The 22227-nt window shown below is 68.4% G+C and carries 20 protein-coding genes; 9 read left to right on the forward strand and 11 right to left on the reverse strand.

What is annotated here, in order from left to right; translation table 11 throughout:
• The first annotated feature begins 206 nt into the window (after positions 1-206).
• Positions 207-398, forward strand: coding sequence for a hypothetical protein (locus OYT95_RS07405; protein ID WP_268791076.1), 192 nt, complete (start codon positions 207-209; stop codon positions 396-398).
• 25 nt (positions 399-423) lie between these two features.
• Positions 424-1194 (forward strand): FAD:protein FMN transferase, encoded by a 771-nt coding sequence (locus OYT95_RS07410; protein WP_037231494.1) that lies wholly within the window; start codon positions 424-426, stop codon positions 1192-1194.
• A gap of 6 nt (positions 1195-1200) precedes the next feature.
• Here OYT95_RS07410 and ilvA read toward each other — a convergent pair whose 3' ends face one another.
• The 4 genes from ilvA to OYT95_RS07430 all read right to left on the reverse strand — a co-directional run bounded on the left by ilvA (position 1201) and on the right by OYT95_RS07430 (position 5726).
• Positions 1201-2433 carry a threonine ammonia-lyase gene (gene ilvA / locus OYT95_RS07415; RefSeq protein WP_037231491.1) on the reverse strand — a complete coding sequence of 411 codons (1233 nt, stop codon included), beginning with the start codon at positions 2431-2433 and terminating at the stop codon, positions 1201-1203.
• 75 nt (positions 2434-2508) lie between these two features.
• Complete coding sequence (locus OYT95_RS07420; protein WP_268791077.1) at positions 2509-3681, reverse strand: cystathionine gamma-synthase; 1173 nt, start codon at positions 3679-3681, stop codon at positions 2509-2511.
• A gap of 21 nt (positions 3682-3702) precedes the next feature.
• The gene (locus tag OYT95_RS07425) at positions 3703-4236 is read right to left on the reverse strand and encodes a hypothetical protein (RefSeq protein WP_268791078.1); all 534 of its coding nucleotides are present in this window, start codon (positions 4234-4236) and stop codon (positions 3703-3705) included.
• Between the two features lie 104 nt (positions 4237-4340).
• A complete protein-coding gene (locus OYT95_RS07430) occupies positions 4341-5726 on the reverse strand; it encodes a cystathionine beta-synthase (protein ID WP_005255744.1) in 1386 nt (461 codons plus the stop codon).
• 135 nt (positions 5727-5861) lie between these two features.
• On the opposite strand from OYT95_RS07430, the gene OYT95_RS07435 reads away from it, so the two are divergent.
• Together OYT95_RS07435 and OYT95_RS07440 are read left to right on the forward strand one after the other, a co-directional pair.
• The gene (locus OYT95_RS07435) at positions 5862-6884 is read left to right on the forward strand and encodes an SGNH/GDSL hydrolase family protein (RefSeq protein WP_037231487.1); all 1023 of its coding nucleotides are present in this window, start codon (positions 5862-5864) and stop codon (positions 6882-6884) included.
• A gap of 107 nt (positions 6885-6991) precedes the next feature.
• On the forward strand, positions 6992-8209 hold the full coding sequence (locus tag OYT95_RS07440) for an acetyl-CoA C-acetyltransferase (RefSeq protein ID WP_128639263.1): 1218 nt from the start codon (positions 6992-6994) through the stop codon (positions 8207-8209).
• A gap of 48 nt (positions 8210-8257) precedes the next feature.
• Here OYT95_RS07440 and OYT95_RS07445 read toward each other — a convergent pair whose 3' ends face one another.
• The 4 genes from OYT95_RS07445 to OYT95_RS07460 all read right to left on the reverse strand — a co-directional run bounded on the left by OYT95_RS07445 (position 8258) and on the right by OYT95_RS07460 (position 11525).
• A complete protein-coding gene (locus OYT95_RS07445; protein ID WP_235214484.1) occupies positions 8258-8506 on the reverse strand; it encodes a DUF1330 domain-containing protein in 249 nt (82 codons plus the stop codon).
• 148 nt (positions 8507-8654) lie between these two features.
• Positions 8655-9509 carry a Bax inhibitor-1/YccA family protein gene (locus OYT95_RS07450; protein ID WP_174484670.1) on the reverse strand — a complete coding sequence of 285 codons (855 nt, stop codon included), beginning with the start codon at positions 9507-9509 and terminating at the stop codon, positions 8655-8657.
• A 164-nt stretch (positions 9510-9673) separates the two neighbouring features.
• Positions 9674-10816 carry a class I SAM-dependent methyltransferase gene (locus OYT95_RS07455; protein WP_037231481.1) on the reverse strand — a complete coding sequence of 381 codons (1143 nt, stop codon included), beginning with the start codon at positions 10814-10816 and terminating at the stop codon, positions 9674-9676.
• Position 10817: 1 nt separating this feature from the next.
• Positions 10818-11525: a nitroreductase gene (locus OYT95_RS07460; protein ID WP_128639264.1), complete on the reverse strand. Its 708-nt coding sequence runs from the start codon at positions 11523-11525 to the stop codon at positions 10818-10820.
• A gap of 102 nt (positions 11526-11627) precedes the next feature.
• Here OYT95_RS07460 and OYT95_RS07465 point away from each other — a divergent pair, with 102 nt between their 5' ends.
• From OYT95_RS07465 to OYT95_RS07480, 4 genes are all read left to right on the forward strand, one after another.
• Positions 11628-15125, forward strand: a complete 3498-nt coding sequence (locus OYT95_RS07465; RefSeq protein ID WP_128639265.1) for a serine/threonine-protein kinase — start codon at positions 11628-11630, stop codon at positions 15123-15125.
• Between the two features lie 190 nt (positions 15126-15315).
• Positions 15316-16779 carry a catalase gene (locus OYT95_RS07470; protein WP_112299082.1) on the forward strand — a complete coding sequence of 488 codons (1464 nt, stop codon included), beginning with the start codon at positions 15316-15318 and terminating at the stop codon, positions 16777-16779.
• A gap of 116 nt (positions 16780-16895) precedes the next feature.
• On the forward strand, positions 16896-17627 hold the full coding sequence (locus OYT95_RS07475) for a flavodoxin family protein (RefSeq protein ID WP_037231473.1): 732 nt from the start codon (positions 16896-16898) through the stop codon (positions 17625-17627).
• Between the two features lie 23 nt (positions 17628-17650).
• On the forward strand, positions 17651-18520 hold the full coding sequence (locus OYT95_RS07480; protein ID WP_037231471.1) for a class II glutamine amidotransferase: 870 nt from the start codon (positions 17651-17653) through the stop codon (positions 18518-18520).
• A 12-nt stretch (positions 18521-18532) separates the two neighbouring features.
• Here OYT95_RS07480 and OYT95_RS07485 read toward each other — a convergent pair whose 3' ends face one another.
• Positions 18533-19582 carry a ferredoxin--NADP reductase gene (locus tag OYT95_RS07485; protein ID WP_268791079.1) on the reverse strand — a complete coding sequence of 350 codons (1050 nt, stop codon included), beginning with the start codon at positions 19580-19582 and terminating at the stop codon, positions 18533-18535.
• Positions 19583-19688: 106 nt separating this feature from the next.
• Positions 19689-20450 carry an SDR family NAD(P)-dependent oxidoreductase gene (locus tag OYT95_RS07490; RefSeq protein ID WP_268791080.1) on the reverse strand — a complete coding sequence of 254 codons (762 nt, stop codon included), beginning with the start codon at positions 20448-20450 and terminating at the stop codon, positions 19689-19691.
• Positions 20451-20570: 120 nt separating this feature from the next.
• Between OYT95_RS07490 and OYT95_RS07495 the strand changes: the two genes are divergently transcribed.
• Positions 20571-21344: an SDR family oxidoreductase gene (locus OYT95_RS07495; protein WP_268791081.1), complete on the forward strand. Its 774-nt coding sequence runs from the start codon at positions 20571-20573 to the stop codon at positions 21342-21344.
• 70 nt (positions 21345-21414) lie between these two features.
• Here the strand turns inward: OYT95_RS07495 and OYT95_RS07500 are convergent, their stop codons facing one another.
• Positions 21415-22227 carry a MaoC/PaaZ C-terminal domain-containing protein gene (locus OYT95_RS07500; RefSeq protein WP_268791082.1) on the reverse strand — a complete coding sequence of 271 codons (813 nt, stop codon included), beginning with the start codon at positions 22225-22227 and terminating at the stop codon, positions 21415-21417.

The following is a 22227-nucleotide window of genomic DNA, read 5'->3' on the forward strand; positions in this document are numbered from 1 at the left end:
CAGCAGATGCGAGGCGATTCTGCGGGATTGATCCGTTTCCTACCGTGACCTGCGGGAGAGCGGCACCTGGCGAATCGCGGCTGTCGAGGCGGACTGCGCAGGACTGCAGGCGACTCGCCGGGCGTGCGCTGCACTCCTGCGCACTCCACGACGAGAGACAGATTCTTCCCAGGTTGTTCTAAGGTTCTTCGGGGAAGCTGGTCGGCATGAGTGAAGACCGACGGATTTCCCGCCTGCTTCCCGTTCGCCGCGTCCTCGCGGCAGCCGGAATCGCCGGACTGGTCGCCGGTGGCGGCATGGCGGCAACAGCGGACCCCGCGACCCCCGATTCGACGGTGGCAGCGCCCCTCGTCTCGGCAGGATTCGGCGCGCCGGACGCCGTGTCCAGCGGTTCCTGAGATCCCGCGACCGGAGATCCACCACATGACCAGTGCACGCAGCGCAACCGAATGGTCCACCTGGGGTGTGCACGCACGCATCGTCGTCACCGACCCCGACGCCCTGAGCTCGGCGTCGAACCTGATCCGCGGTTACCTCGCGGCCGCCGATGCCGCAGTCAACCGGGACCGCGCGGACGCCGAGATCCGCTCGCTCGACGCGGGCCCGAACACGGTCACACCGATGTTCGCGCGGTTCCTCACCGACGCCCTCGCCGCCGCACGCACCACGGAGGGCGCACTCGACCCCACTGCGTCGGCCCCGGCACCCCAGTCGTGGCGGTCGATCACCGTCGACGGCACCGAGGTCACGCTCCCGTCCGGTGTGGAGCTCGACCTGACGGCCACCGCACGGGCGAGTTCCGCCGACCACTGCGCGTCGACGACAGCCGAGCTGCTCGGGTGTGGCGTCCTGGTGGCGCTCGGCGGAGACATCGCCACCGCCGGGACCACGCCACCGGGCGGCTGGCAGGTCCAGGTACAGGACCTGCCGGGCGACCCCACCTGCCAGGTGTCGATCCCGTCGGGTGCGGCCGTAGCGACCGCCAGCACCGTCAAGCCCCTCCACCCCGACTCGATCTCGTTGTGGCGGACGGTGTCCGTGGTGGCCGAGTCATGCACCACCGCGCATGCGTCGAGTACGGCGGCGGTCGGCATGGGCGGCGGTGCGATCGACTGGCTCACCACCCTCGAACTGCCGGCCCGGCTGGTGGATCAGGAGTTCCGGGTCATCACCCTCGGCGGATGGCCGAGCTAGATCCGGCTACTCCTGCAGGCGAACCGCGTACTGGGCGTCACGCAGGGCGTCGAGGAGATCCTGCCGGTGGCCGGGACCACGGGTCTCGACGGTGAGGAACACCTCCACCTCGTCGAGCGCGAGCGCGCCGCCGGTGCGGGAGTGAACGACGTCCACGACGCTGGCGCCGTTGCCGCTGATCACGCCGAGGAGGCTGACCAAACCACCCGGTCGGTCTGGAATGGTCACGTGCACACCGAGATACCGTCCGGCCGCCCGGAGACCGTGATTGACGACGTGCGTGAGCAGCAACGGGTCGATGTTGCCGCCGGACAGCACCGCGCACACCTTCCCGGTGAGTCCCAGCTCTTCCGTCGAGCAGCTGATCAGCGCGGCCACCGCCGCCGCGCCCGCAGGCTCCACGATGAGCTTCGCGCGTTCGAGGCACAGGAGCAGCGCCCGGGACAGAGCGTCCTCACTGACCGTGACGATGGCGTCGACCTGCGAGCCGACGTGCGCGAACGGCACGTCGCCGGGCCGGCCGACCGCGATGCCGTCGGCCATGGTCGACATGGTCTCCAGCGGAATCGGGCGGCCCTCGGCCAGCGAACGTGGCCAGGCGGCCGCCTGCTCGGCCTGGACGCCGACGATCCGCACGTCGGGCCGGGTGGCCTTGACCGCCGCGGCGATGCCCGCGATCAGCCCACCACCGCCGGTCGGGACGACGAGGGTGCCGACGTCGGGTTCCTGCTCGAGGATCTCGAGCCCCACGGTCCCCTGCCCGGCGACGATGTCGACGTGATCGAAGGGATGGATGAGGACGGCGCCGGTCTCGTCCGCGAACTCCTTCGCGGCGACGAGCGCGTCGTCCACGGTGTCGCCGGTCAAGTGAACGGTGGCGCCGTACGCCTTGGTGGCGACGAGTTTCGGAAGGGGCGCGCCGGTGGGCATGAAGACGGTGGACGGGATGCCCAGCTCGGTGGCCGCCCAGGCCACGCCCTGCGCGTGATTGCCCGCGCTCGCCGCCACGACCCCGCAGGCCCGTTCGGCGACCGACAGATTCGCGATCCGGTTGTATGCACCACGGGGCTTGAAAGACCCTGTGCGCTGCAGATTTTCGCACTTCAGCGTCACGACGTGCCCGCATCGTTCCGACAGCGCCCGGGACGCGATCACCGGCGTCCGGCGCATGACGGGGTCCAGCAGCTTACGAGCTGCTCTGATCTGATCCAGCGTGACAGGCTCCACGCGGGCCAGCATAGGGCGCTCCGCGCCCCGTGAGTGGTTAAGGAGTCCAGAGACTCGTCAACTACTCACGGGCGGCGGAGCCGCCTGCTACTTCAGCGCCTGCTCGATGTCGCCCACGAGGTCGGCGGCATCCTCGATGCCGACGGACAGCCGCACCAGGTCGTCCGGGACCTCGAGCAGCGAACCGGCGGTCGAGGCGTGGGTCATGGCGCCCGGGTGCTCGATCAGCGATTCGACGCCGCCGAGCGACTCGGCCAGCGTGAAGATCTCGGTGCGCGAGCAGAAGTCCAGCGCGGCCTGCTTGCCGCCGGCGAGGCGGACCGAGATCATGCCGCCGAAGCGGCGCATCTGCTTCTCCGCGACCTTGTGGCCGGGGTGCGACTCGAGTCCGGGGTAGATGACCTGCGACACGGCGGGGTGCCCGGTGAGCAGTTCGACGACCTTCTCGGCGTTGTCGCTGTGCCGCTCCATGCGCAGGGAGAGGGTCTTGATGCCGCGGAGCGTGAGGAACGCGTCGAAGGGCCCCGGGACCGCGCCTGCACCGTTCTGCAGGAACGCGAAGGCCGTGTCGAGCTCCTCGTCGTTGGTGACGAGTGCGCCGCCGACGACGTCGGAGTGTCCGCCGATGTATTTGGTGGTCGAGTGCAGCGCGATGTCGGCGCCGAGCTGCAGCGGCTGCTGCAGGTACGGCGAGGCGAACGTGTTGTCGACGACGATCTTCGCGCCGGCGTCGTGTGCCACGTCGGACAGTGCCTCGATGTCACCGATGTTGAGGAGCGGGTTGGTGGGCGTCTCGACCCACACGAGCTTGGTGTTGGGCCGGATCGCGGCCCGGACCGCGTCCACGTCGGACACCGCGGCGGGCGTGTACTCGATGCCCCACTGGGTGAAGACCTTGTCGATCAGGCGGAACGTTCCGCCGTAGGCGTCGTTCGGGATGACGAGGTGATCGCCGGGGCGGAGCACGGCACGGAGCAGGCAGTCGGTGGCGGCCATGCCCGAGCCGAAGGCGCGACCGTACGTGCCCGACTCGAGGGCGGCGAGGTTGGCCTCGAGCGGTCGTCGGGTGGGGTTGCCGGTGCGGGCGTATTCGAATCCGTTACGCATGCCGCCGACGCCGTCCTGCGCGAACGTCGAACTGGCGTAGATCGGGACGTTGACGGCGCCCGTCTGCGGGTCCGGGTCGAATCCTGCGTGCACGGCCTTGGTGGAGAACCCCTGCCAGCTGATGTTGTCCGCTTTGCTGCGCTGCTCACTCATGGCCCCCAGCCTAGTGGGGACCTAATTCTCCAGATACTCCGCGATGGCGAAGGCGATGTCGAGCTTGGTCGCGTCGCTGACGGAGGGGTCGAGCGCGTTGACGATGATGCTGTGTTCCGGGGTGAGCAGCGCCATGGCCACGACGTCGAGAACCACCCCGCCGAACTCGGCGGAACGGGAATCCGGGACGACGTTCGTCCCGTTCCGCATCTCGACGAGGACGGCAGGATCCGTCACCTGCGGCTTCACCGAAGCGGTGATGGTGCTCATCACGTTGGTCGGCCCCTTGGACCACGAGCACGTCGGATCGGTCGATCCGGGCAGGACGGCCTCGGTGAGATGCGGCCGGTCCGACACCAGCCGGCCGAGTGCCTTCGTGAGTGCGGCGCAGTCTTCGGACGCGTCCGAAGACGATGTGCCCGAGGACACCGATCCCACGGGCGACGACCCCGACTGTGCGACGGCGGCACCCTCGATGCTGTTCCCGCATCCGGCGGCCGCCAACCCGAGCAGGGCGACCGGGACCGCCAGGACACGACGTAGACGAGCACTCACTGTGATTTCCCCCTCACGGACACCGGACCGGTCCCCCGCTGTGCACCGTACGTTCCGTGCGCAGCGGGGACCAGTGTTGTCGTGCCCGGCCCTCGACGTGTCGTCTAGGAGCCGGCGCTGAGGAACCCGAGAAGGTCGTGGCGGGTGATGACTCCGGCGGGCTTGCCGTCGTCGACGACCATCAGGGCGTCGGTGTCGCCGAGCGCCTTGGTGGCGGCCGACACGGGCTCACCGGAACCGATGAGCGGGAACGGCTTGCTCATGTGCTTCTCGACCGGGTCTGCGAGGTGTGCGCGTCCCTCGAACACGGCACTGAGCAGGTCGCGCTCGGTGACGCTGCCCGCCACTTCACCGGCCATGACGGGCGGCTCCGCACCGACGACGGGCATCTGCGACACCCCGTACTCGCGGAGGATCTCGATGGCGTCGCGCAGCGTCTCGGACGGGTGGGTGTGGACGAGGTCCGGGAGTTCGCCGGACTTGCCGCGCAGCACATCGCCGACGGTCTTCTCGTCGGGCTTGCCGTCGAGCGGTGTGCGGAGGAAGCCGTAGGACGCCATCCACTTGTCGTTGAAGATCTTCGACAGGTATCCGCGGCCACCGTCGGGCAGCAGGACGACAATGACGGCGTCGGGGCCCTCACGCTTGGCGACCTCGAGTGCGGCGACGACGGCCATGCCGCAGGAGCCGCCGACCAGCAGGCCCTCTTCGCGGGCGAGACGACGGGTCATCTCGAAGGAGTCGGCGTCGGACACGGCGATGATCTCGTCGGGGATGGACGGGTCGTAGGCGCTCGGCCAGAAGTCCTCGCCGACGCCCTCGACCAGGTACGGGCGACCGGTGCCGCCCGAGTACACGGAACCCTCGGGGTCGGCGCCGATGACCTTGACCTTGCCGCCGGACACCTCCTTGAGGTAGCGGCCGGTGCCGGTGATGGTGCCGCCGGTGCCGACGCCCGCGACGAAGTGGGTGATCTTTCCGTCGGTGTCGGCCCAGATCTCGGGGCCGGTGGTCTCGTAGTGGCTCTGCGGGCCGCCCGGGTTGGAGTACTGGTTGGGCTTCCAGCCGCCGGGGAGCTCGCGTGCGAGCCGGTCGGAGACGCTGTAGTAGCTGTCCGGGTGCTCGGGCGCGACCGCGGTGGGGCACACCACGACCTCGGCGCCGTAGGCCTTGAGAACGTTCCGCTTGTCTTCGCTGACCTTGTCGGGGCAGACGAACACGCACTTGTATCCGCGCTTCTGGGCCACCAGGGCAAGGCCGATGCCGGTGTTGCCGGACGTGGGCTCGACGATGGTCCCACCCGGCTTCAGCTCACCGGACGCCTCCGCGGCGTCGATCATCTTGACCGCGATGCGGTCCTTCGAGCTTCCACCCGGGTTGAGGTATTCGATCTTGGCTGCAACGGTCCCGTGGTTCTCCCCGATGACAGAAGAGAGCTTGACGAGAGGGGTGTTGCCGATCAGGTCGACGACGTGTTCCGCGATGCGCATGCCTCCATGCTCCCAGATGCCCTGATCCGATGCTCACAGACGTCCGGCACGGGGGCCCCGATCCGACTAGATTGGTGCGGACGCAGTCCGCTGGAACCCGTGAGATGAGCACCAGGTAGCGGAAAGGTGAGACCAGTGCCCAAGAGGACCTGGCAGACCGGAGTGAAAGCCGGTGCCGCGGCTGTCGTGGCGGGTTCGAGCGCAGGCACGCTGTCGTGGGCGGCGTACTCCTATCTGATGTCCCAGGCGACGGCGGCCCGCGGTGTGATCGGACGCAACGTCGCCAAGCCGCCGGAGGCCGACGGCGTCTACTCCCCCGGCGCCGCGGTCCCCGAACGCTGGCTACGGACCACGCCCTACGACGTCCATCTGATGATTTTCGGCGATTCCACGGCCGCCGGGGTGGGGTGCCTGTCGGCGGACGAGGTGCCCGGCGTGCAGATCGCGAGGCGCCTCGCCGACGAGACCGGCAAGCGGATCCGGCTGAGCACCAAGGCCATCGGCGGCGCCACGTCCCGCGGGCTCAGCGGGCAGGTGGACGCGATGTTCGTCGCCGGACCGCCGCCGGACGCCGCGGTGATCCTGGTCGGCGCGAACGACGTGACGTCCAAGAACTCGATTCGGGCGTCGGCGCGCAGGCTAGGGGAAGCGGTGGAACGGCTCCGCGCCCGCGACTGCGCGGTCGTGGTCGGAACGTGCCCCGACCTCGGGGTGGTGACCGCGATTCCGCAGCCCCTGCGAACCGTCGTCCGGACGTGGGGGTTGCGCCTGGCGAGGGCGCAGGCGGCCGCAACCAGCGCGGCGGGTGGCCACCCGGTGGCGTTGGCCGACCTGCTGGCCCCCGAGTTCCTGGCGGCCCCCGACCGAATGTTCTCCTCCGACCATTTCCACCCGTCCGCGGCGGGCTACGAGTTGGCGGCGATGCAGATCGTGCCCGTTCTCGCGACCGCCCTGGGCATGTGGCACGGCGGACCGCTCCCCGACCTGCCCGAGGTGTCGGAGGCGGCGGAGTCGCGCAAGCTGTCGACCCGAATGACCGCCTCGCTCAACCGTTTCCTGTGGCGGCGCACTGCCAGGCGACGCTCGCCTGCCCGCCTCGACGAACTCCTCGCGATCGAGGAGGCGTCTGCGTCCAGGACGCGACGGGTCGCTGAGTGAGATGGCGATGTCCCCGGTGCCACCCGGCAACGTAAGTTGTCGGGAAGGCCACAAAACGGGTGGTCTGCAACACAGTGCAGACCCCCGCAGTTGACAAAGGAGTTTTCATGCCCGAGGCAGTCATCGTCTCCGCAGTACGCTCACCGATCGGCCGAGCCATGAAGGGTTCGCTCAAGACCATCCGCCCGGATGATCTGACGACGCAGATGGTGGCCGCGGCTCTGGCGAAGATCCCCGAACTCGATCCCACCGAGATCGACGACCTGCTCCTCGGCTGCGGCCAGCCCGCCGGTCAGTCGGGTTTCAACATCGCCCGCGTCGTCGCGGTGGAACTGGGTTACGACTTCCTGCCCGGCGTCACCGTCAACCGATACTGTTCCTCCTCGCTGCAGACCACCCGCATGGCACTGCACGCGATCAAGGCCGGCGAAGGCGACGTGTTCATCTCCGCCGGCGTCGAGTCGGTGTCCAGCTTCGTCACCGGCAACGCCGACGGCCTGCCGAACACCAAGAACCCGAGGTTCACCGACGCCGAGGCGCGTACCGCGAAGCTCGCCGAGGGCGGCGTCGCCTGGACCGACCCGCGCGAGAACGAGCAGATTCCCGACGTCTACATCGCCATGGGCCAGACCGCCGAGAACGTCGCCTCGGCCACCGGCATCACGCGTGAGGAGCAGGACCGCTGGGGCGTCCGCTCCCAGAACCGCGCGGAGGACGCCATCAAGAACGGCTTCTTCGAGCGGGAGATCACCCCGGTCACCCTCCCCGACGGCACCGTCGTCAGCACCGACGACGGCCCGCGCGCCGGCACCACCTACGAGGGCATCAGCCAACTCAAGCCGGTGTTCCGGCCCGACGGCACCGTCACCGCCGGCAACGCGTGCCCCCTCAACGACGGCGCCGCCGCGCTCGTGATCATGTCCGACACCAAGGCCAAGGCCCTCGGCCTGACCCCGCTCGCCCGCATCGTGTCCACCGGGGTGTCCGGGCTGTCCCCCGAAATCATGGGCCTGGGCCCGATCGAGGCCGTCAAGAAGGCCCTCGCGATCGCGGGCAAGTCCATCTCCGACATCGACCTGTTCGAGATCAACGAGGCATTCGCGGTCCAGGTTCTCGGTTCCGCCCGTGAACTGAAGATCGACGAGGACAAGCTGAACATCTCCGGCGGCGCCATCGCCCTCGGCCACCCGTTCGGCATGACCGGCGCCCGCATCACCAACACCCTGCTCAACAACCTCCGCGAGCAGGACAAGACGTTCGGCGTCGAGACCATGTGCGTCGGCGGCGGGCAGGGCATGGCGATGGTCCTCGAGCGCCTGAGCTAGGCCCTCCGGACCGTGAGTGGTTGACGAGTGCAGAGACTCGTCAACCACTCACGGGCGCAGCGGGAGGATCTCCCGGTACGCGTCGGACGCGTACCAGCCTTCGAGGTGCTCGCGGTCGGGGAACTCGACGACGATGAACGTGCCGTCGGACGTCCCCTCGACCACGTCCTGGCGTCCGCCGTGGACGATGAACTTGCCGGCGAAGGGGCGCAGGGTGCCGTCGATGCGTTCGAGGTATTCGATGATCTGCGGACCCATGTCGACGTTCTGGAGGTGGGCCATTCCGTACGCGCTCATGTCGTGCTCCTTCGAGTGAGGCGGTTGCTGCACACGACATTCCTCCGCCCGGGTACGTGCGTCGATTACCTCCGAGGTAATCGAACCCGGCCCCGCAGACGGAGAAGGCCCCCGAGAGCATGCTCTCGGGGGCCTTCTCGTGGGACTACTAGTCGCTGTTGAAGTAGCTCAGGAGTCGCAGGATCTCGACGTACAGCCACACGAGGGTGACGGTGAGTCCGAATGCGACACCCCACGCTGCCTTCTCCGGCGCCTGGGCGCGGATCAGCTGGTCGGCGGCGTCGAAGTCCAGCAGGAAGCTGAATGCGGCGATGCCGATGCAGACGAGGCTGAAGATGATCGCCAGGGGACCGCCGTCGCGGAGACCGAGGCCGCCTTCGGTGAAGAAGCTGGCGATCACGTTGCCGAGGACGAGGACGACGACACCGATGAGGGCGCCGATGATCATCCGCGTCAGGCGGGGCGTGACTCGGATCGCGCCCGTCTTGTAGACGACGAGCATGCCGAAGAACACGCCGAACGTGCCGAGTACGGCCTGGGCGATGAGTGCCGCTCCCCCGACTCCACCGAACGTGATGTCGGTGAACATGAACGACAGGGCGCCGAGGAACAGGCCCTCCGCCACCGCGTAGGCGAGAACGATGCCCGGGTTGTCCATCTTGCGGCCGAACGTGGCCACGAGGACCAGCACGAGACCGACGAGGCCACCACCGATGACCAACGGGCCCGCGAGGTTCGCATTGTTGCTCACCAGGAAGTAGGAGATGATCGCCGACACCGTGAGCACGCCGAGCGTGACACCCGTCTTGGTGACGACGTCGTCGATGGTCATCGAACGGTAGTCGGGGCCCGTCCGGTAGGGCTCGGCCTGCGTGTACTGCGGCTGACCGAACTGCTGCGTGACCTGCGCTGCGCCGGCCGTCGTAGATCCGAACGAGGCGTATCCGCCGCTGCCCTCTTGTTTGGGCAGGTTGCGGAACACCGGGTTACTGGTGGTGCGCACCGTGCACATCCCTTCTCGTGGCTCGCCGGGTGGATCCGGGTTTCTTGTACGTTGAACGTCCCGCACCCACCGCAAGTTCCCGTTCGTCGCTTTCGGGTCGGACAATTCGGACTCTACCGGTGCCGCGGGGACACCCGCCAGACGGACGCCGGTCGGCGTGGCGGTCAGGCCACCGACCGGGTGACCGTGAATTTGGGATTCCGGCCGACGACGTCGGTCGGACCGACGAGCCGCTGCAACCGGCCCCGGTACCCGAGATGCGAGTTGTACACGGTCCACAACTCGCCGCCGGGCCGGAGCACTCGCCCGGCTTCGGTGAACATCTTCGACGCGCCACCGGTGTGGACGGCCGCGCCCACGTGGAACGGCGGGTTGCACAGGACGACATCCTGGCTGTCGGTGGCGAGGGTGGACATGGCGTCGTCGCGCAGCGTGCTGACCCGTCCGTCGAGTCCGTTGGCGCGGGCGGTGGCGGCCGCCGACGCCACCGCCGCGGAGGACTGGTCGGTCGCGATCACCGACGCCTCCGGGAGGAGCCGGGCCAGGCTGACGGCGAGGATGCCGGTTCCGCACCCGAGGTCGACCGCGGCACGGGCCCGGGGGTTCACGCGGGGAAGGAAGTCGAGGAGGTATCTGGTCCCGATGTCCAGCTTGGGTCCGGCGAACGCGGCACCGTACGAGACCACGTCCAGCCCGATCTCGGCGAGATGATCGGTGACGGGGTACGTCTGCTGCGCCGCCTGCACCGGGCCGCGAGCGATCAGCACCCGCGACTTCTGCCTGCCGAGGGTTGCGCGGACGTCGGAGAACGAACGACGGAGCACGTCGTTCATGGCGGTGGAGATGTGCTTGTTGCGTCCGCCCGCGTAGACGACGACGGACGGGTCGGCGTGGCGGGCGATCGCCTCGGCAACCTCGGTCAGTTCGCCGAGGCTCCGCGGTAGCTGCATCAGCACGACGGTTGCGCCCGCGAGCAGATCCCCACCGAGCGCGCACGCCCGGTAGCGGTCGGCGAGCCCGACCGTCGCGGCGTTGGCGGCGAGCGCCAGTTCGCCGGTCAGCGGGTCCTGGTGCACGCGGATCCCGGTGGAGCCGTGTGTCACCGCGGCGCCGAGGGTGAGCGCACCGTAGTGGTCGCCGATCACGGCGAGCGTCCCGGGACGTGCCGCCGACAGGGCCTCCGCGGCCTCGTCGAGGATCAGCCGGTCGGCGGCGTCGACGGCCGTCAGGTTGGGTGCCTCGACGTCGGGGCGGCGACGGAGGCGGGCGAACAGGGCGTCCCGGTCGAACACTTCGGAGTCGAGCACGTTACTGCGACACCCACTGCGCGACGTTGGCGACGGGTTCCCGGCAGGTGCGGAATCCGTTGACGGGGTTCTCGGTGTCGGGGTAGCCGAACGAGATCGCGCAGACGACCCTGCGGTCTTCGTCGAGCGAAAAGAAGTCGTGGATGAACCGCGAACTTCCCGCGACAGCGGCCTGCGGGATGGTCGCCACTCCGAGGCTCTGCGCGGCGAGGAGGAACGTCTCGACGTACAGGCCGCAGTCGACGGCGCCGTACGTGCCGAGCGCTTCGTGGGTGGTGACGATCGCGACGTGCGGCGCGCCGAACAGGTCGAAGTTCTTCATCGTCTGCTCGGCCGACGCGGCCCGGTCGCCGGGCGCGATGCCGACGCTGGAGTACAGCTGCATGGCGCACTCGCGGCGGCGTTGCTTGTGCTCGCCCATGTATTCGCGGGGCCACTCGAAGTCGGACTCCTGCGGGTGGGTGCGGACGTACTCGGCCAGCCCGGAACGGAACCGCTCGGTTCCCTCTCCCTCGGTGATCGCGACCTGCCACGGCTGCGTGTTGCACCACGACGGCGTCTGCTGCGCGAGCTCGAGGATCCTCTCGATCACGTCGCGCGGCACCTGCGTCGGTAGGTAAGCCCTGCAACTGATCCGCGCGTCGAGGAGCTGGGCCAGGGTCCGCTCGGCCAGGCTCGTGTCCGCTGCTGCAATGCCGGTATCCGTCACCGTCGAATTCTCCTCGGGTCTACTCGTTCTCGAACACCGCTCTCGTGTCGTGCGACCGCGATATGCTGGCGTCAGTGCACCGAGAAGGTGATTTCATTGAGTGTGCCACGACACCCGGAAAGCAGTTCCGGGCCGACCGACTCGGATCCGCAGGCTACCAAGCGGATCGTCGTGACCGACATCGTCGCGGAGCTGGCCTCGGAAGGATTCGACGACGCCCGCGAGATCGGCCGGGGAGGGTTCGGGGTCGTGTACCGCTGCCTCCAGACGGCGCTCGACCGCACGGTCGCGATCAAGGTGCTGTCGTCCGATCTGGACGGCGAGGACCGCGAACGCTTCCTGCGTGAACAGCGTGCGATGGGGAAATTGTCGGGGCATCCCCATGTGGTCGACATCCTGCAGTCGGGGGTGACGCGCAGCGGCAGGCCGTACATCGTGATGCCGTACCACTCGCGCAATTCACTCGACGCCTGGATTCGCCGTGAAGGGCCGCTGCCGTGGAGCGAAACGCTGCGCGTCGGCGTGAAGCTGGCGGGCGCCCTGGAGACGGCGCACCGGCTCGGCACCCTGCACCGTGATGTCAAGCCGGCGAACATCCTGCTCACCGGGTACGGCGAACCGCAGCTCACGGACTTCGGCATCGCGCGGGTCACGGGTGGATTCGAGACCACGTCGAGCATGATCACCGGTTCGCCCGCGTTCACGGCGCCGGAGGTCCTCCGCGGCGACGCACCGTCCGCGTCTTCCGACGTGTACAGCCTGGGTGCCGCCCTGTTCTGCCTGCTCACCGGGCATGCCGCGTTCGAGCGGCGGAGCGGGGAGCGGCTCGTCGCCCAGTTCCTCCGCATCGCCACGCAACCCGTTCCGGACCTGCGGGGCGAGGATATTCCCGACGACGTGTGCGCGGCCATCGAGCGCGCCATGTCCGAGGAACCGACCGACCGCCCGGCTTCGGCCGCGGAGTTCGGCCAGGAACTACGCGACATCGAGCGCAGGCACGGGCTCGACGTCGACGAGATGGCGCTCCCCGCGGCGGCGGACGAATTCCCGCGCACCGAGCACACGGCTGTGCCGACCACGCAGTCCTCGACGTCCGGGCACAGTCGCAGCTACCGCAGGCGGTCGGGTGCCACCCCGCCGAGCGCCGCGGCCCGCTTCCGGCCGCCGACCCCGATGCGGTCCCTGGTGGAACGCACCCGTCTCCTGGAACTGCTCCGGCTGGGTCAGCGGAGGCGGTTGACGCTCATCCACGCACCCGCCGGCTTCGGGAAGAGCACGGTGGCCGCCCAGTGGCGCGACGTGCTGATCGAGGACGGCTCCGCCGTCGCCTGGCTGACGGTGGACAACGACGACAACAACGTCGTGTGGTTCCTGTCCCACCTCGTCGAGGCGATCCGCCGTGCCGAACCGAGCCTGGCGGACGAGTTGGGGCAGGCACTCGACGAGAACGGCGCCGAAGCGGAACGGTATGTGCTGACGTCGCTGGTGAATCAGGTCCACGACAGCAGGCGCCACGTTGTGGTGATGATCGACGACTGGCATCGGGTCACGTCGCCGGACACGATCGCCGCGATGGACTTCATCCTGGAGAACGGCTGCCACCACCTGCAGATGGTGGTGAGCAGCCGAAGCCAAGCGGGACTTCCGCTGGCCAAGATGCGGGTGCGCGACGAGCTCGTCGAAATCGATTCCGTGGCTTTGCGCTTCGACATCACCGAGTCGCAGCGGTTCCTGGTCGACCTCGGGGGACTGCACCTGGAGGACTCCGACGTGGAGGCGCTGGAGGAGACCACGGACGGGTGGGTGGCGGCGCTGCAACTGGCGTCGCTGTCGCTGCGTGATCGCACCGATCCCGGTGACCTCATCCGGCACATGTCGGGCCGCCACCACGCGATCGGTGAATACCTGGCGGAGAACGTGCTCAGCACTCTCGAACCTGCACTGCTCGACTTCATGCTGGCCACGTCCGTCACGGAGCGGGTGTGCGGCGACCTCGCCTGCGTGCTGGCGAACGTGACCCGCGGTCAGGCCCTGCTCGAACAGGTCGAATCGCGCGATCTGTTCCTGCGCAGCCTCGACGAGGACCGGGAGTGGTTCGAGTACCACCACCTGTTCGCCGAGTACCTCCGCCGCCGCCTCGAGCGCGATCATCCCTCACGCATCGCAGACCTGCACCGTGCGGCCGCGCACTGGTTCGCCGACCACCACTACGTCAGCGACGCAGTGGATCACGCGTTGGCGGCGGGCGATCGCGACGTGGCCGTCGCGGTGGTCGAGGAGCAGGGCATGTACCTGGTGGAGCACTCGCGGATGGTCGCGCTGCTCGGCCTCGTCGACAAGTTGCCGCGGCCGCTGGTCGAGTCCAGTCCGCGTATCCAGATCGCGGTCGCGTGGGCGAACATCCTGCTGCAGCGGGTGGCGCCGACGCTGCGGTCGCTCTCGCTGGTCGCGTCAGCCCTCGAGTCCTCGACGCTGAGCGACACCGAGCAGGCCGACATCCGTGTGGAGGCCGACATCGTCCGCGCCGTGATCGCGGTGTCGTCCGATCGCATCGCCGGCGTCCCCGACCTCATCGCGGAATGCCTTGCCCGCCCGGAGACTCTACGCGCGTGGGTGGTTTCGGCGGGGTCGAATCTCGCCTCCGCCGCCGCGATCGCCCAATTCGATTTCGTGGAGGCACGCCGACTGCAGGACTGGGCGACCGGGTACCACCAGCGGACCGTCGGACCGTTCAGCAGGATGTACGGGTACAGCTTCGCCGGTATCGCCGCGATGGAACAACTCGACATCGCCGCGGCCGAGGACAACTTCCGGTTGGCCGTGCAGACTGCGACGAAGTTGGCAGGCACCCATTCGCATGCCGCACGACTCGCAGGCGCACTCCTCGGCGAGCTGATGTACGAACTGGGCCATCTCGACGAGGCCGAACGACTCCTCGACGAGAGCTACGAGCTCGGCCCCGAGGGCGGCATCGTCGATTTCATGATCGCCCGCTTCGTCACGGGCGCGCGGCTGAAGGCGGGGCGCGGCGATCTCGCGTCCGCTGCCCGCCACCTCGACGAGGGTGCGTCCGCGGCGGCGTCGCTGGGCCTTCCGCGGTTGCGGGCCCGGGTCGAGAACGAGCGGGTCCGGCTCGGTCTGCCCGCGTCACCCCAGCCGGCGGCCGGTGGCGGGAAGGCGACCCGGGAACCCGATTTCGGTTTCGCCGAGATCGTCGCCCAACTCGACGACGCCACCGAGATCCGGAAACAGTTGGCCGTCGATCCCGATGTCGCGTGTCGCCGCGCCGAGGAATGGGTGCGCAGGGTCGAACGGGAGAGCCGGCCGAGGGCGGCCATGCAGGCCAGTCGCCTTCTCGTCGCATGCCTGGTCGCGGCGGGCCGCGTCGACGAAGCCGAGCCGGTGCTGGCGTCCATCGCCGCGACGTGTGCACGAATCGGCTTCGTGCGCTATCTGATCGACGGCGGGCCGCGCATGGTGCCCGCGCTGACGGCTCTTCTCGAGGACAGGCGGGCCGGCCGCTGGCAGTCCGACTGGCCGGAGGTTCCGGAAGAGTTCCTGGTTGCGGCGTTGGAGACAGCGACTCCGATCGAAAGTTAGCCCGCGCTTTCTTGACTAATTCAAGAAACGGTGGTGCAGTGTGACCGTGAACACACACAAGGGCGGGAGCCGGCCACCACCACGTCGCGCTCCGTAAGTGTGGTTCGATCCGCCGGCGTCGGCGAAGCCTCTTGCCCGACAGCCAGTTCCAGAAAACCCAGAGCGACCGCCAGCAACGAAGGGATCCACTGTGAGCCGAGAGACCACTGCGAACACCAGCGACAAGCTCACCACGGCCGTAGGCGCACCCGTCCCCGACAACCAGAACGTCGTGACCGCCGGGCCCCGCGGGCCGCAGTTGCTGCAGGACGTCTGGTTCCTCGAGAAGCTCGCACATTTCGACCGCGAGGTCATTCCGGAACGCCGCATGCACGCCAAGGGTTCCGGTGCGTTCGGAACGTTCACGGTCACGAACGACATCACTCGGTACACCAGCGCGAAGATCTTCTCCGAGGTCGGCAAGAAGACCGAGCTGTTCGCCCGCTTCTCCACCGTCGCCGGTGAGCGCGGCGCCGCCGACGCCGAGCGCGACATCCGCGGCTTCGCGGTCAAGTTCTATACCGAGGAAGGCAACTGGGACCTGGTCGGCAACAACACCCCGGTCTTCTTCTTCCGCGACCCGCTGAAGTTCCCCGACCTCAACCACGCCGTCAAGCGCGATCCCCGCACGAATCTGCGCAGCCCCGACAACAATTGGGACTTCTGGACATCGCTGCCCGAGTCACTGCACCAGGTCACCATCGTGATGAGCGACCGCGGCATCCCGTCGTCGTACCGGCACATGCACGGATTCGGTTCACACACCTTCAGTTTCATCAACGCCGAGGGCGAACGCTTCTGGGTGAAGTTCCACCACCGTGTGCAGCAGGGTGTCGAGAACCTCACCGACGCCGAGGCCGGGGCCCTGGTCGGCGCCGACCGCGAGAGCCATCAGCGGGACCTCTTCGACGCCATCGAGGCCGGAAATTTCCCGAAGTGGAAGCTGTGCGTGCAGATCATGCCCGAGGCCGACGCCGACACGGTCCCCTACCACCCGTTCGACCTGACGAAGGTGTGGCCGAAGGCCGACTACCCGCTGATCGAGGTCGGCGAATGGGAACTCAACCGCAACCCCGACAACTATTTCGCCGAGGTCGAGCAGGCGGCGTTCAACCCGGCGCACGTCGTGCCCGGCATCAGCTTCTCCCCCGACAAGATGCTCCAGGGCCGGTTGTTCTCCTACGGTGACGCGCAGCGCTACCGCCTCGGTGTGAACAACTATCAGATCCCGGTCAATGCGGCCCGCTGCCCGGTGAGCAACTTCCACCGCGACGGTGCCATGCGGGTCGACGGCAACAACGGTGGCACCCTGCACTACGAGCCGAACAGCTACGGCAAGTGGCAGGAGCAGAGCCGGTACCGCGATCCCGCGCAGGGCGTGGGCGCGTTCGCCGACCGGTTCAACTTCCGCGAGGACGACGACGACTACTTCTCGCAGCCGCGCGTGTTGTTCAACAACATGAGCGACGAGCAGAAGCAGGTGTTGTTCGAGAACACCGCGCGGGCCATCAACGGCGCGTCGCAGCAGGTCGTGCAGCGGCACATCGACAACTGCACCCAATGCGACCCCGCCTACGGTGAGGGCGTCGCGAAGGCGATCTCCGCCCTGGGCTGAGAGAACATCCGGGTCCGCCCGGTCCGGAATCGTCCCGGACCGGGCGGACTCTTCTGCCACGAACAGGGACCGCCGCGGCATATCGTGGACTTCCGGACTCTTTCGTGGGAGGACTGATGACCGATCCGTCGCCGCAGGACGGTACCCCCCGTTTCAGCGGTCTGCGTGCCCTGTTCGTCAACTGCACCCTGAAGCGGTCTCCCGAAGTGAGCAACACCCAGGGCCTGATCGACCGCAGTGTCGGCCTGATGGAACGGGAAGGCGTCTCGGTCGACCAGATCCGGGCGGTGGACCACGACATCGCGACCGGCGTCTATCCGGACATGACCGAACACGGGTGGCCGAGCGACGAATGGCCCTCACTGTTTCGGCGAGTGCTGGACGCCGACATCCTGGTCCTCGCCGGTCCGATCTGGCTCGGCGACAACGGTTCCGTCACGAAGCAGGTGATCGAGCGGCTGTACGGGTGCTCGTCGATTCTCAACGACAACGGCCAGTACGCGTACTACGGGCGGGCCGGGGGTTGTCTGATCACCGGCAACGAGGACGGTGTCAAGCATTGCGCGATGAACATCCTCTACAGCCTCCAGCATCTCGGATACGTGATCCCACCGCAGGCCGACGCCGGATGGATCGGCGAGGCCGGCCCGGGCCCGTCGTATCTCGACGAAGGGTCGGGCGGCCCGGAGAACGATTTCACCAACCGCAACACCACGTTCATGACGTACAACCTGATGCACGTCGCCGCGATGCTGAAGAACGCCGGCGGGTTCCCCGCATACGGAAATCAACGTTCGGAATGGGACGCCGGTTGCCGCCCCGACTTCGCCAACCCGGACTACCGCTGATCCATCCCACCCGAGAGGGAGTCATGTGCCGATTGTTCGGGTTGTCCGCAGCCCCGCACCGCGTCCGCGCGTCGTTCTGGCTGCTGGACGCCCCGGACAGTCTGGCCCAGCAGAGTCACCGCGAGCCGGACGGCACCGGACTCGGCACGTTCGCGGAGGACGGAACTCCGGTGGTGGAGAAGCAACCGCTCGCCGCGTACGAGGACACGGAGTTCGCACAGGAGGCGAAGCATCGGTATTCGGCCACGTTCGTGGCGCACATCCGTTTCGCAACCACCGGTGAACTGCTTCCCCAGAACACCCATCCGTTCGCCCAGGACGGTCGCATGTTCGCCCACAACGGCGTGGTCGAGGACCTGCCGAAGCTCGAGGCGGAACTGGGGTCCGATCTCGCCCTCGTTCACGGCGACACCGACTCGGAACGCGTCTTCGCCCTGGTGACCGGTCACATCGGGAGGAACGGCGGCGACGTCACGGCAGGCATCACGTCGGCCGCCCGATGGCTGGCCGACAACGTGCCGATCTACGCGCTCAACATTCTGCTGACCACACCCGGCGAATTGTGGGCGCTACGATACCCGGACACCCACGACCTGCTCTTCCTCGAGCGGCGGGCGGGCGGTCCGAGCGGTGGTCGCCACCTCCAGCACGCGAGCACTCCCGGCCGTATCCGTGCCAGGTCCGAACATCTCGCCGACAATCCGGCGGTGGTCGTCGCCAGCGAGCAGATGGACGAGGATCCCGGCTGGACTCCGCTGCAGTCGGGCGAACTGCTCCACGTCGACCGCGACCTCGCCGTCACCCGGCAGGTGATCGTCGATCGCCCACCGCGGTACCCGATCCGCCTCGCCGACCTCAATGCGCGCGCCGCGGCCGCGCAGACGGAGAAATAGCGCGGACGCCCGTCAGAACTCGATCCGCACATGCTCGCTGACGGGGCGGGCCTGGCACGCGAGGATGTAGCCGCTCGCGATGTCCTCGGGATCGAGGATCGACGCGTTGTCCATGTCCACCTCTCCCTCGACCACCGTGCATGCGCAGGAACCGCATTCGCCCTCGCGGCACGAGTAGGGGACGTCGAGGCCCTTGGAGAGCATGACGTCGACGAGTGTTGCCTGGCGTGGCCAGCTCAGGTTGTGCGCTTCGCCGTCGAGTTGCACCTCGACCGTCGACGCCGTACCCGTGTCCGGCAGTTCCTCGACCACGACGTCCGCGAACGGATCCCCGGACAGTGACGTGAACACCTCGGCGTGCACCCGGTCGCGCGGGACGCCGGCGAGTGCGAGCGACTCGTGGATCGCGTCCATGAAGGGACGCGGTCCGCAGAGGTACGCGCGGTGGTCCGGGAACCGGTCCGACAGATTCGCCAGCTGCCGCGGCGTCGGCAGACCCTGCACGCTCTCGAGCCAGTGCACGACGGTCAGTCGGTGTTCGTGGCGGGCCGAGAGTCCCCGCAACTCGTCGGCGAAGATGACCGACTTCTCGTCCCGGTTCGCGTACACCAGGACGACTTTCCCGTCGCCCTCGCTCAGCGCCGACTTGAGGATCGACATCACCGGGGTGATTCCGCTGCCCGCGGCGAACAGGATCAGGTCTTCGTCGAGGCTGGCCGGAGTGAACACGCCCGCGGGAGGCAGGACCTCGATGCGGTCGCCGACGCCGACGTTGTCGCACAACCAGTGCGAACCGTACCCGCCTGCGGTGCGTTTGATCGTCACCTTCGGCAGGTCGTCGGTGAACGGCGAACTGGCCAGCGAGTAGCACCGCGCGACCGATCCCGTCCGGTCGCTCGGGATCCGCAGCGTCAGGAACTGTCCGGGCTTGTACGCGAATTCGTGCCGACGCTCGTCGGGGACGTCGAACACCAGCGACCGGGCGTCGGACGTCTCCTCCACGACAGCGGCCACGGTGACCACTACTGATCGCGAACTGCGTGGTGTTTCAACGGTCGTCATCGCGACGGTGCCCTCTCGCTACGGTAATTCGATCCTGCCGAAACTAGTGCAGATCGACGGCGGCGACCGCAGCTCTTCCCGCTGGGCGGGACCCGCATCATCGCCGTCAGCCCCAACGGGACTGCCCGCCGTCCAGGGGGATGGTGGCCCCGGTGAGGTAGCCGGCGTCCTCGCTGACGAGGAACACGACGGCGCGCCCGATGTCTGTTTCGGCGTCGCCGACCCGTCCGAGCGGGATGCCCGCCACGAAGTCCGCCGCCTCGTCCGGATTCTGCTCCATCCACCGCGAAAGCGCCGGACTCTTGGCGTGCGGGGCCACGGACAGCACCCGGATGCCGTCCCGGCCCCACTCGCACGCCGCCGACCTGGTCAGCGAACGCATCCCCTCCTTGATCGAACCGTAGGCGCCGTAGTTGCTCGCATCCCAGCGCACAGCCGCCGACGTGACGAGGTTGACGATCACGCCGCCGCCGCGTGACTTCATGTGCGGATGGCACGACTGCATCATGCGCAGCGTCGCGAGCGGCCCCGTCGCGAACGACCGCTCGTACTCCTCGTCGATCACTGACAGGATCGGTCCCGGTCTGCAGTCGTTGGCGTTGTTGACCAGGATGTCGACGCCGCCGAACACGTCCACGGTCCGCTCGACGGCGGATGCGATGTCTGCGCGTCTGCTGACGTCGCACACCACCGGTTCGCTGCTGGCGCCGAGTTCGGTGAGCCGCTCGCACGTGCGGTGCAGTTTCGCTTCGGTCCGTCCGGCGACGGCGATCGCCGCGCCCTCCCGGGCGAGGGCCAGGGCGATTCCCTGTCCGATCCCCTGTCCCGCACCCGTGATCAGCGCGACCTTGCCGTCGAGTTTGCCCATGTCCACTCCCGTTCCCCTACTATCGAACCAAGCATTTGCTTGTTTTCGGCATCCGTGCCGATTCACCCGATCTCATTCGAGCGCCAGGAATCCTGCGCTCCCTCACTCCGAAGGTCTCCCGTGACAATCCCCCCTCCTCTCGATTTCAGTGGCCGCACCGTCGTCGTGACCGGCGGCACCAAGGGCATCGGTTTCGTCGTCGCCGAATCGTTTCTCGCCGCGGGGGCGAACGTGCTCGTGTGCGGCCGCTCCGCGCCGGAGTCCCTGCCCGCGCACGGCGATCGCATCGCCGCGTTCCGCGCGACCGACGTCCGCGACCATGCCGACGCCGCCGCACTGATCGACGACGCCGTCGCGCGGTACGACCGCCTCGACGTCCTCGTCAACAACGCGGGCGGTTCGCCCGACGCCGACGCGGCCACCGTCTCCCCCCGTTTCGTCGAGAAGATCGTCGCACTGAATCTGCTGGCGCCCTTCACCGTCGCCCAGGCCGCCAACACGGTGATGCAGCAGCAGTCCGACGGTGGTGCCATCGTCAACATCGGCAGCGTCTCCGCTCACGATCCGCAACCCGGCACCGCCGCGTACAGCGCCGCGAAGGCCGGCCTGCTGGTTCTGACGAAAGCGCTTGCGCTCGAGTGGGCTCCGAAGGTCCGGATCAACCACATCACCACGGGTCTCATCCGCACCGAGAGCGCGGCGTCCGTCTACGGCGACGACGGCGGAGCCGCCGTCACCCGGACCCTGCCGATGGGGCGGATGGCGGTGCCGTCCGACATCGCGGACGCGTGCCTCTTCCTGGCGAGCGCGCACGCGTCGTACGTGAACGGCGCCGATCTCGCCGTCCACGGCGGCGGCGAATACCCCGCGCGGTACCTCGCGACCCACTCCTGACGTCCTCGCCGAATGTCGCACCGGTGCGGTTCAACTGCACCGGTGCGACATTCGGCGGGCGACCGTGCGGTCAGCCGAACGCGGCGCGGGCCCCGGCGATGAGCGGCCGGTCGCCCTGGACGAGTTCGAACGACGCGTCCTCCGCATCACCCCAGGCTCGCAACGTCGGTGCGTCGCCCGGGTAGACCGGTGCGGCGAACCGTCCCTCCAGCCGGGCGAGGTCGGCCGGGTGGACGTCCAGCGCTCGGGCGAGTTCCAGCGTGCTCGCGGCGAGGGTGCACAGCCCGTGCATGATCGGCCGGGGCTGTCCGATCCGCTCGGCCGCCGCCGGGTCGATGTGGATGTGGTGCCGGTCGCCGGTCAGCCGGTACAGCGCCGCCTGGTTCTCCGCGGTCGGCAGAACGGCCTCCGTGACCGGTTTCCCCTCGGGCCGAGACGGTTTCGCGGGACCTCGATCGCCACCGAAGCCGCCGGCGCCCGGCGCGAACAGCGACCAGGTGGCGACGAAGAACTCGGACTCGACGCGCACCTCGAACACGGCGGCCGAGCCCTTGTCCCACACCTCGCCGACCGACGCCGACAACGCGATCTCGCCGCGACGCGGAAGCGGCGCGAGCACCGTCAGTTCCTGCGATCCGTGCAGCGCCGTCTTCGTGTCGAAAGCGCCGCGCGACCCCAGTTCGTCCGGCGCCCACTGGGCGAGGGTGAGAGCGAACGTGGGCAGCACCCGCAGACGCTCCTCGAAGACGAGGTCCAGTTCGGTGGCCCGTGCACCCACCGACAGGGCGTACAGGATGGCGTCGCGCTCGTCGTAACTCACGGTGCGGGTGCCGAGGTCCTCGCCTCGCCATGCTCCTGCCGTCGTGCGTTCGGTTGTCGTCAT

Source organism: Rhodococcus sp. JS3073, assembly GCF_026810085.1.
In the GTDB taxonomy this organism is placed as follows: Bacteria; Actinomycetota; Actinomycetes; order Mycobacteriales; family Mycobacteriaceae; genus Rhodococcus_F; species Rhodococcus_F wratislaviensis.

What these genes read in the sequence shown, in the direction of transcription:
- OYT95_RS07485 (WP_268791079.1), bottom strand. Translation starts at nt 19,582, where the DNA reads ATGACGACCGTTGAAACACCACGCAGTTCGCGATCAGTAGTGGTCACC.
- OYT95_RS07475 (WP_037231473.1), top strand. Translation starts at nt 16,896, where the DNA reads ATGACCGATCCGTCGCCGCAGGACGGTACCCCCCGTTTCAGCGGTCTG.
- OYT95_RS07410 (WP_037231494.1), top strand. Translation starts at nt 424, where the DNA reads ATGACCAGTGCACGCAGCGCAACCGAATGGTCCACCTGGGGTGTGCAC.
- OYT95_RS07440 (WP_128639263.1), top strand. Translation starts at nt 6,992, where the DNA reads ATGCCCGAGGCAGTCATCGTCTCCGCAGTACGCTCACCGATCGGCCGA.
- ilvA (WP_037231491.1), bottom strand. Translation starts at nt 2,433, where the DNA reads ATGCTGGCCCGCGTGGAGCCTGTCACGCTGGATCAGATCAGAGCAGCT.
- OYT95_RS07500 (WP_268791082.1), bottom strand. Translation starts at nt 22,227, where the DNA reads ATGACGACAACCGAACGCACGACGGCAGGAGCATGGCGAGGCGAGGAC.
- OYT95_RS07430 (WP_005255744.1), bottom strand. Translation starts at nt 5,726, where the DNA reads ATGCGCATCGCGGAACACGTCGTCGACCTGATCGGCAACACCCCTCTC.
- OYT95_RS07420 (WP_268791077.1), bottom strand. Translation starts at nt 3,681, where the DNA reads ATGAGTGAGCAGCGCAGCAAAGCGGACAACATCAGCTGGCAGGGGTTC.
- OYT95_RS07490 (WP_268791080.1), bottom strand. Translation starts at nt 20,450, where the DNA reads ATGGGCAAACTCGACGGCAAGGTCGCGCTGATCACGGGTGCGGGACAG.
- OYT95_RS07445 (WP_235214484.1), bottom strand. Translation starts at nt 8,506, where the DNA reads ATGAGCGCGTACGGAATGGCCCACCTCCAGAACGTCGACATGGGTCCG.
- OYT95_RS07405 (WP_268791076.1), top strand. Translation starts at nt 207, where the DNA reads ATGAGTGAAGACCGACGGATTTCCCGCCTGCTTCCCGTTCGCCGCGTC.
- OYT95_RS07480 (WP_037231471.1), top strand. Translation starts at nt 17,651, where the DNA reads ATGTGCCGATTGTTCGGGTTGTCCGCAGCCCCGCACCGCGTCCGCGCG.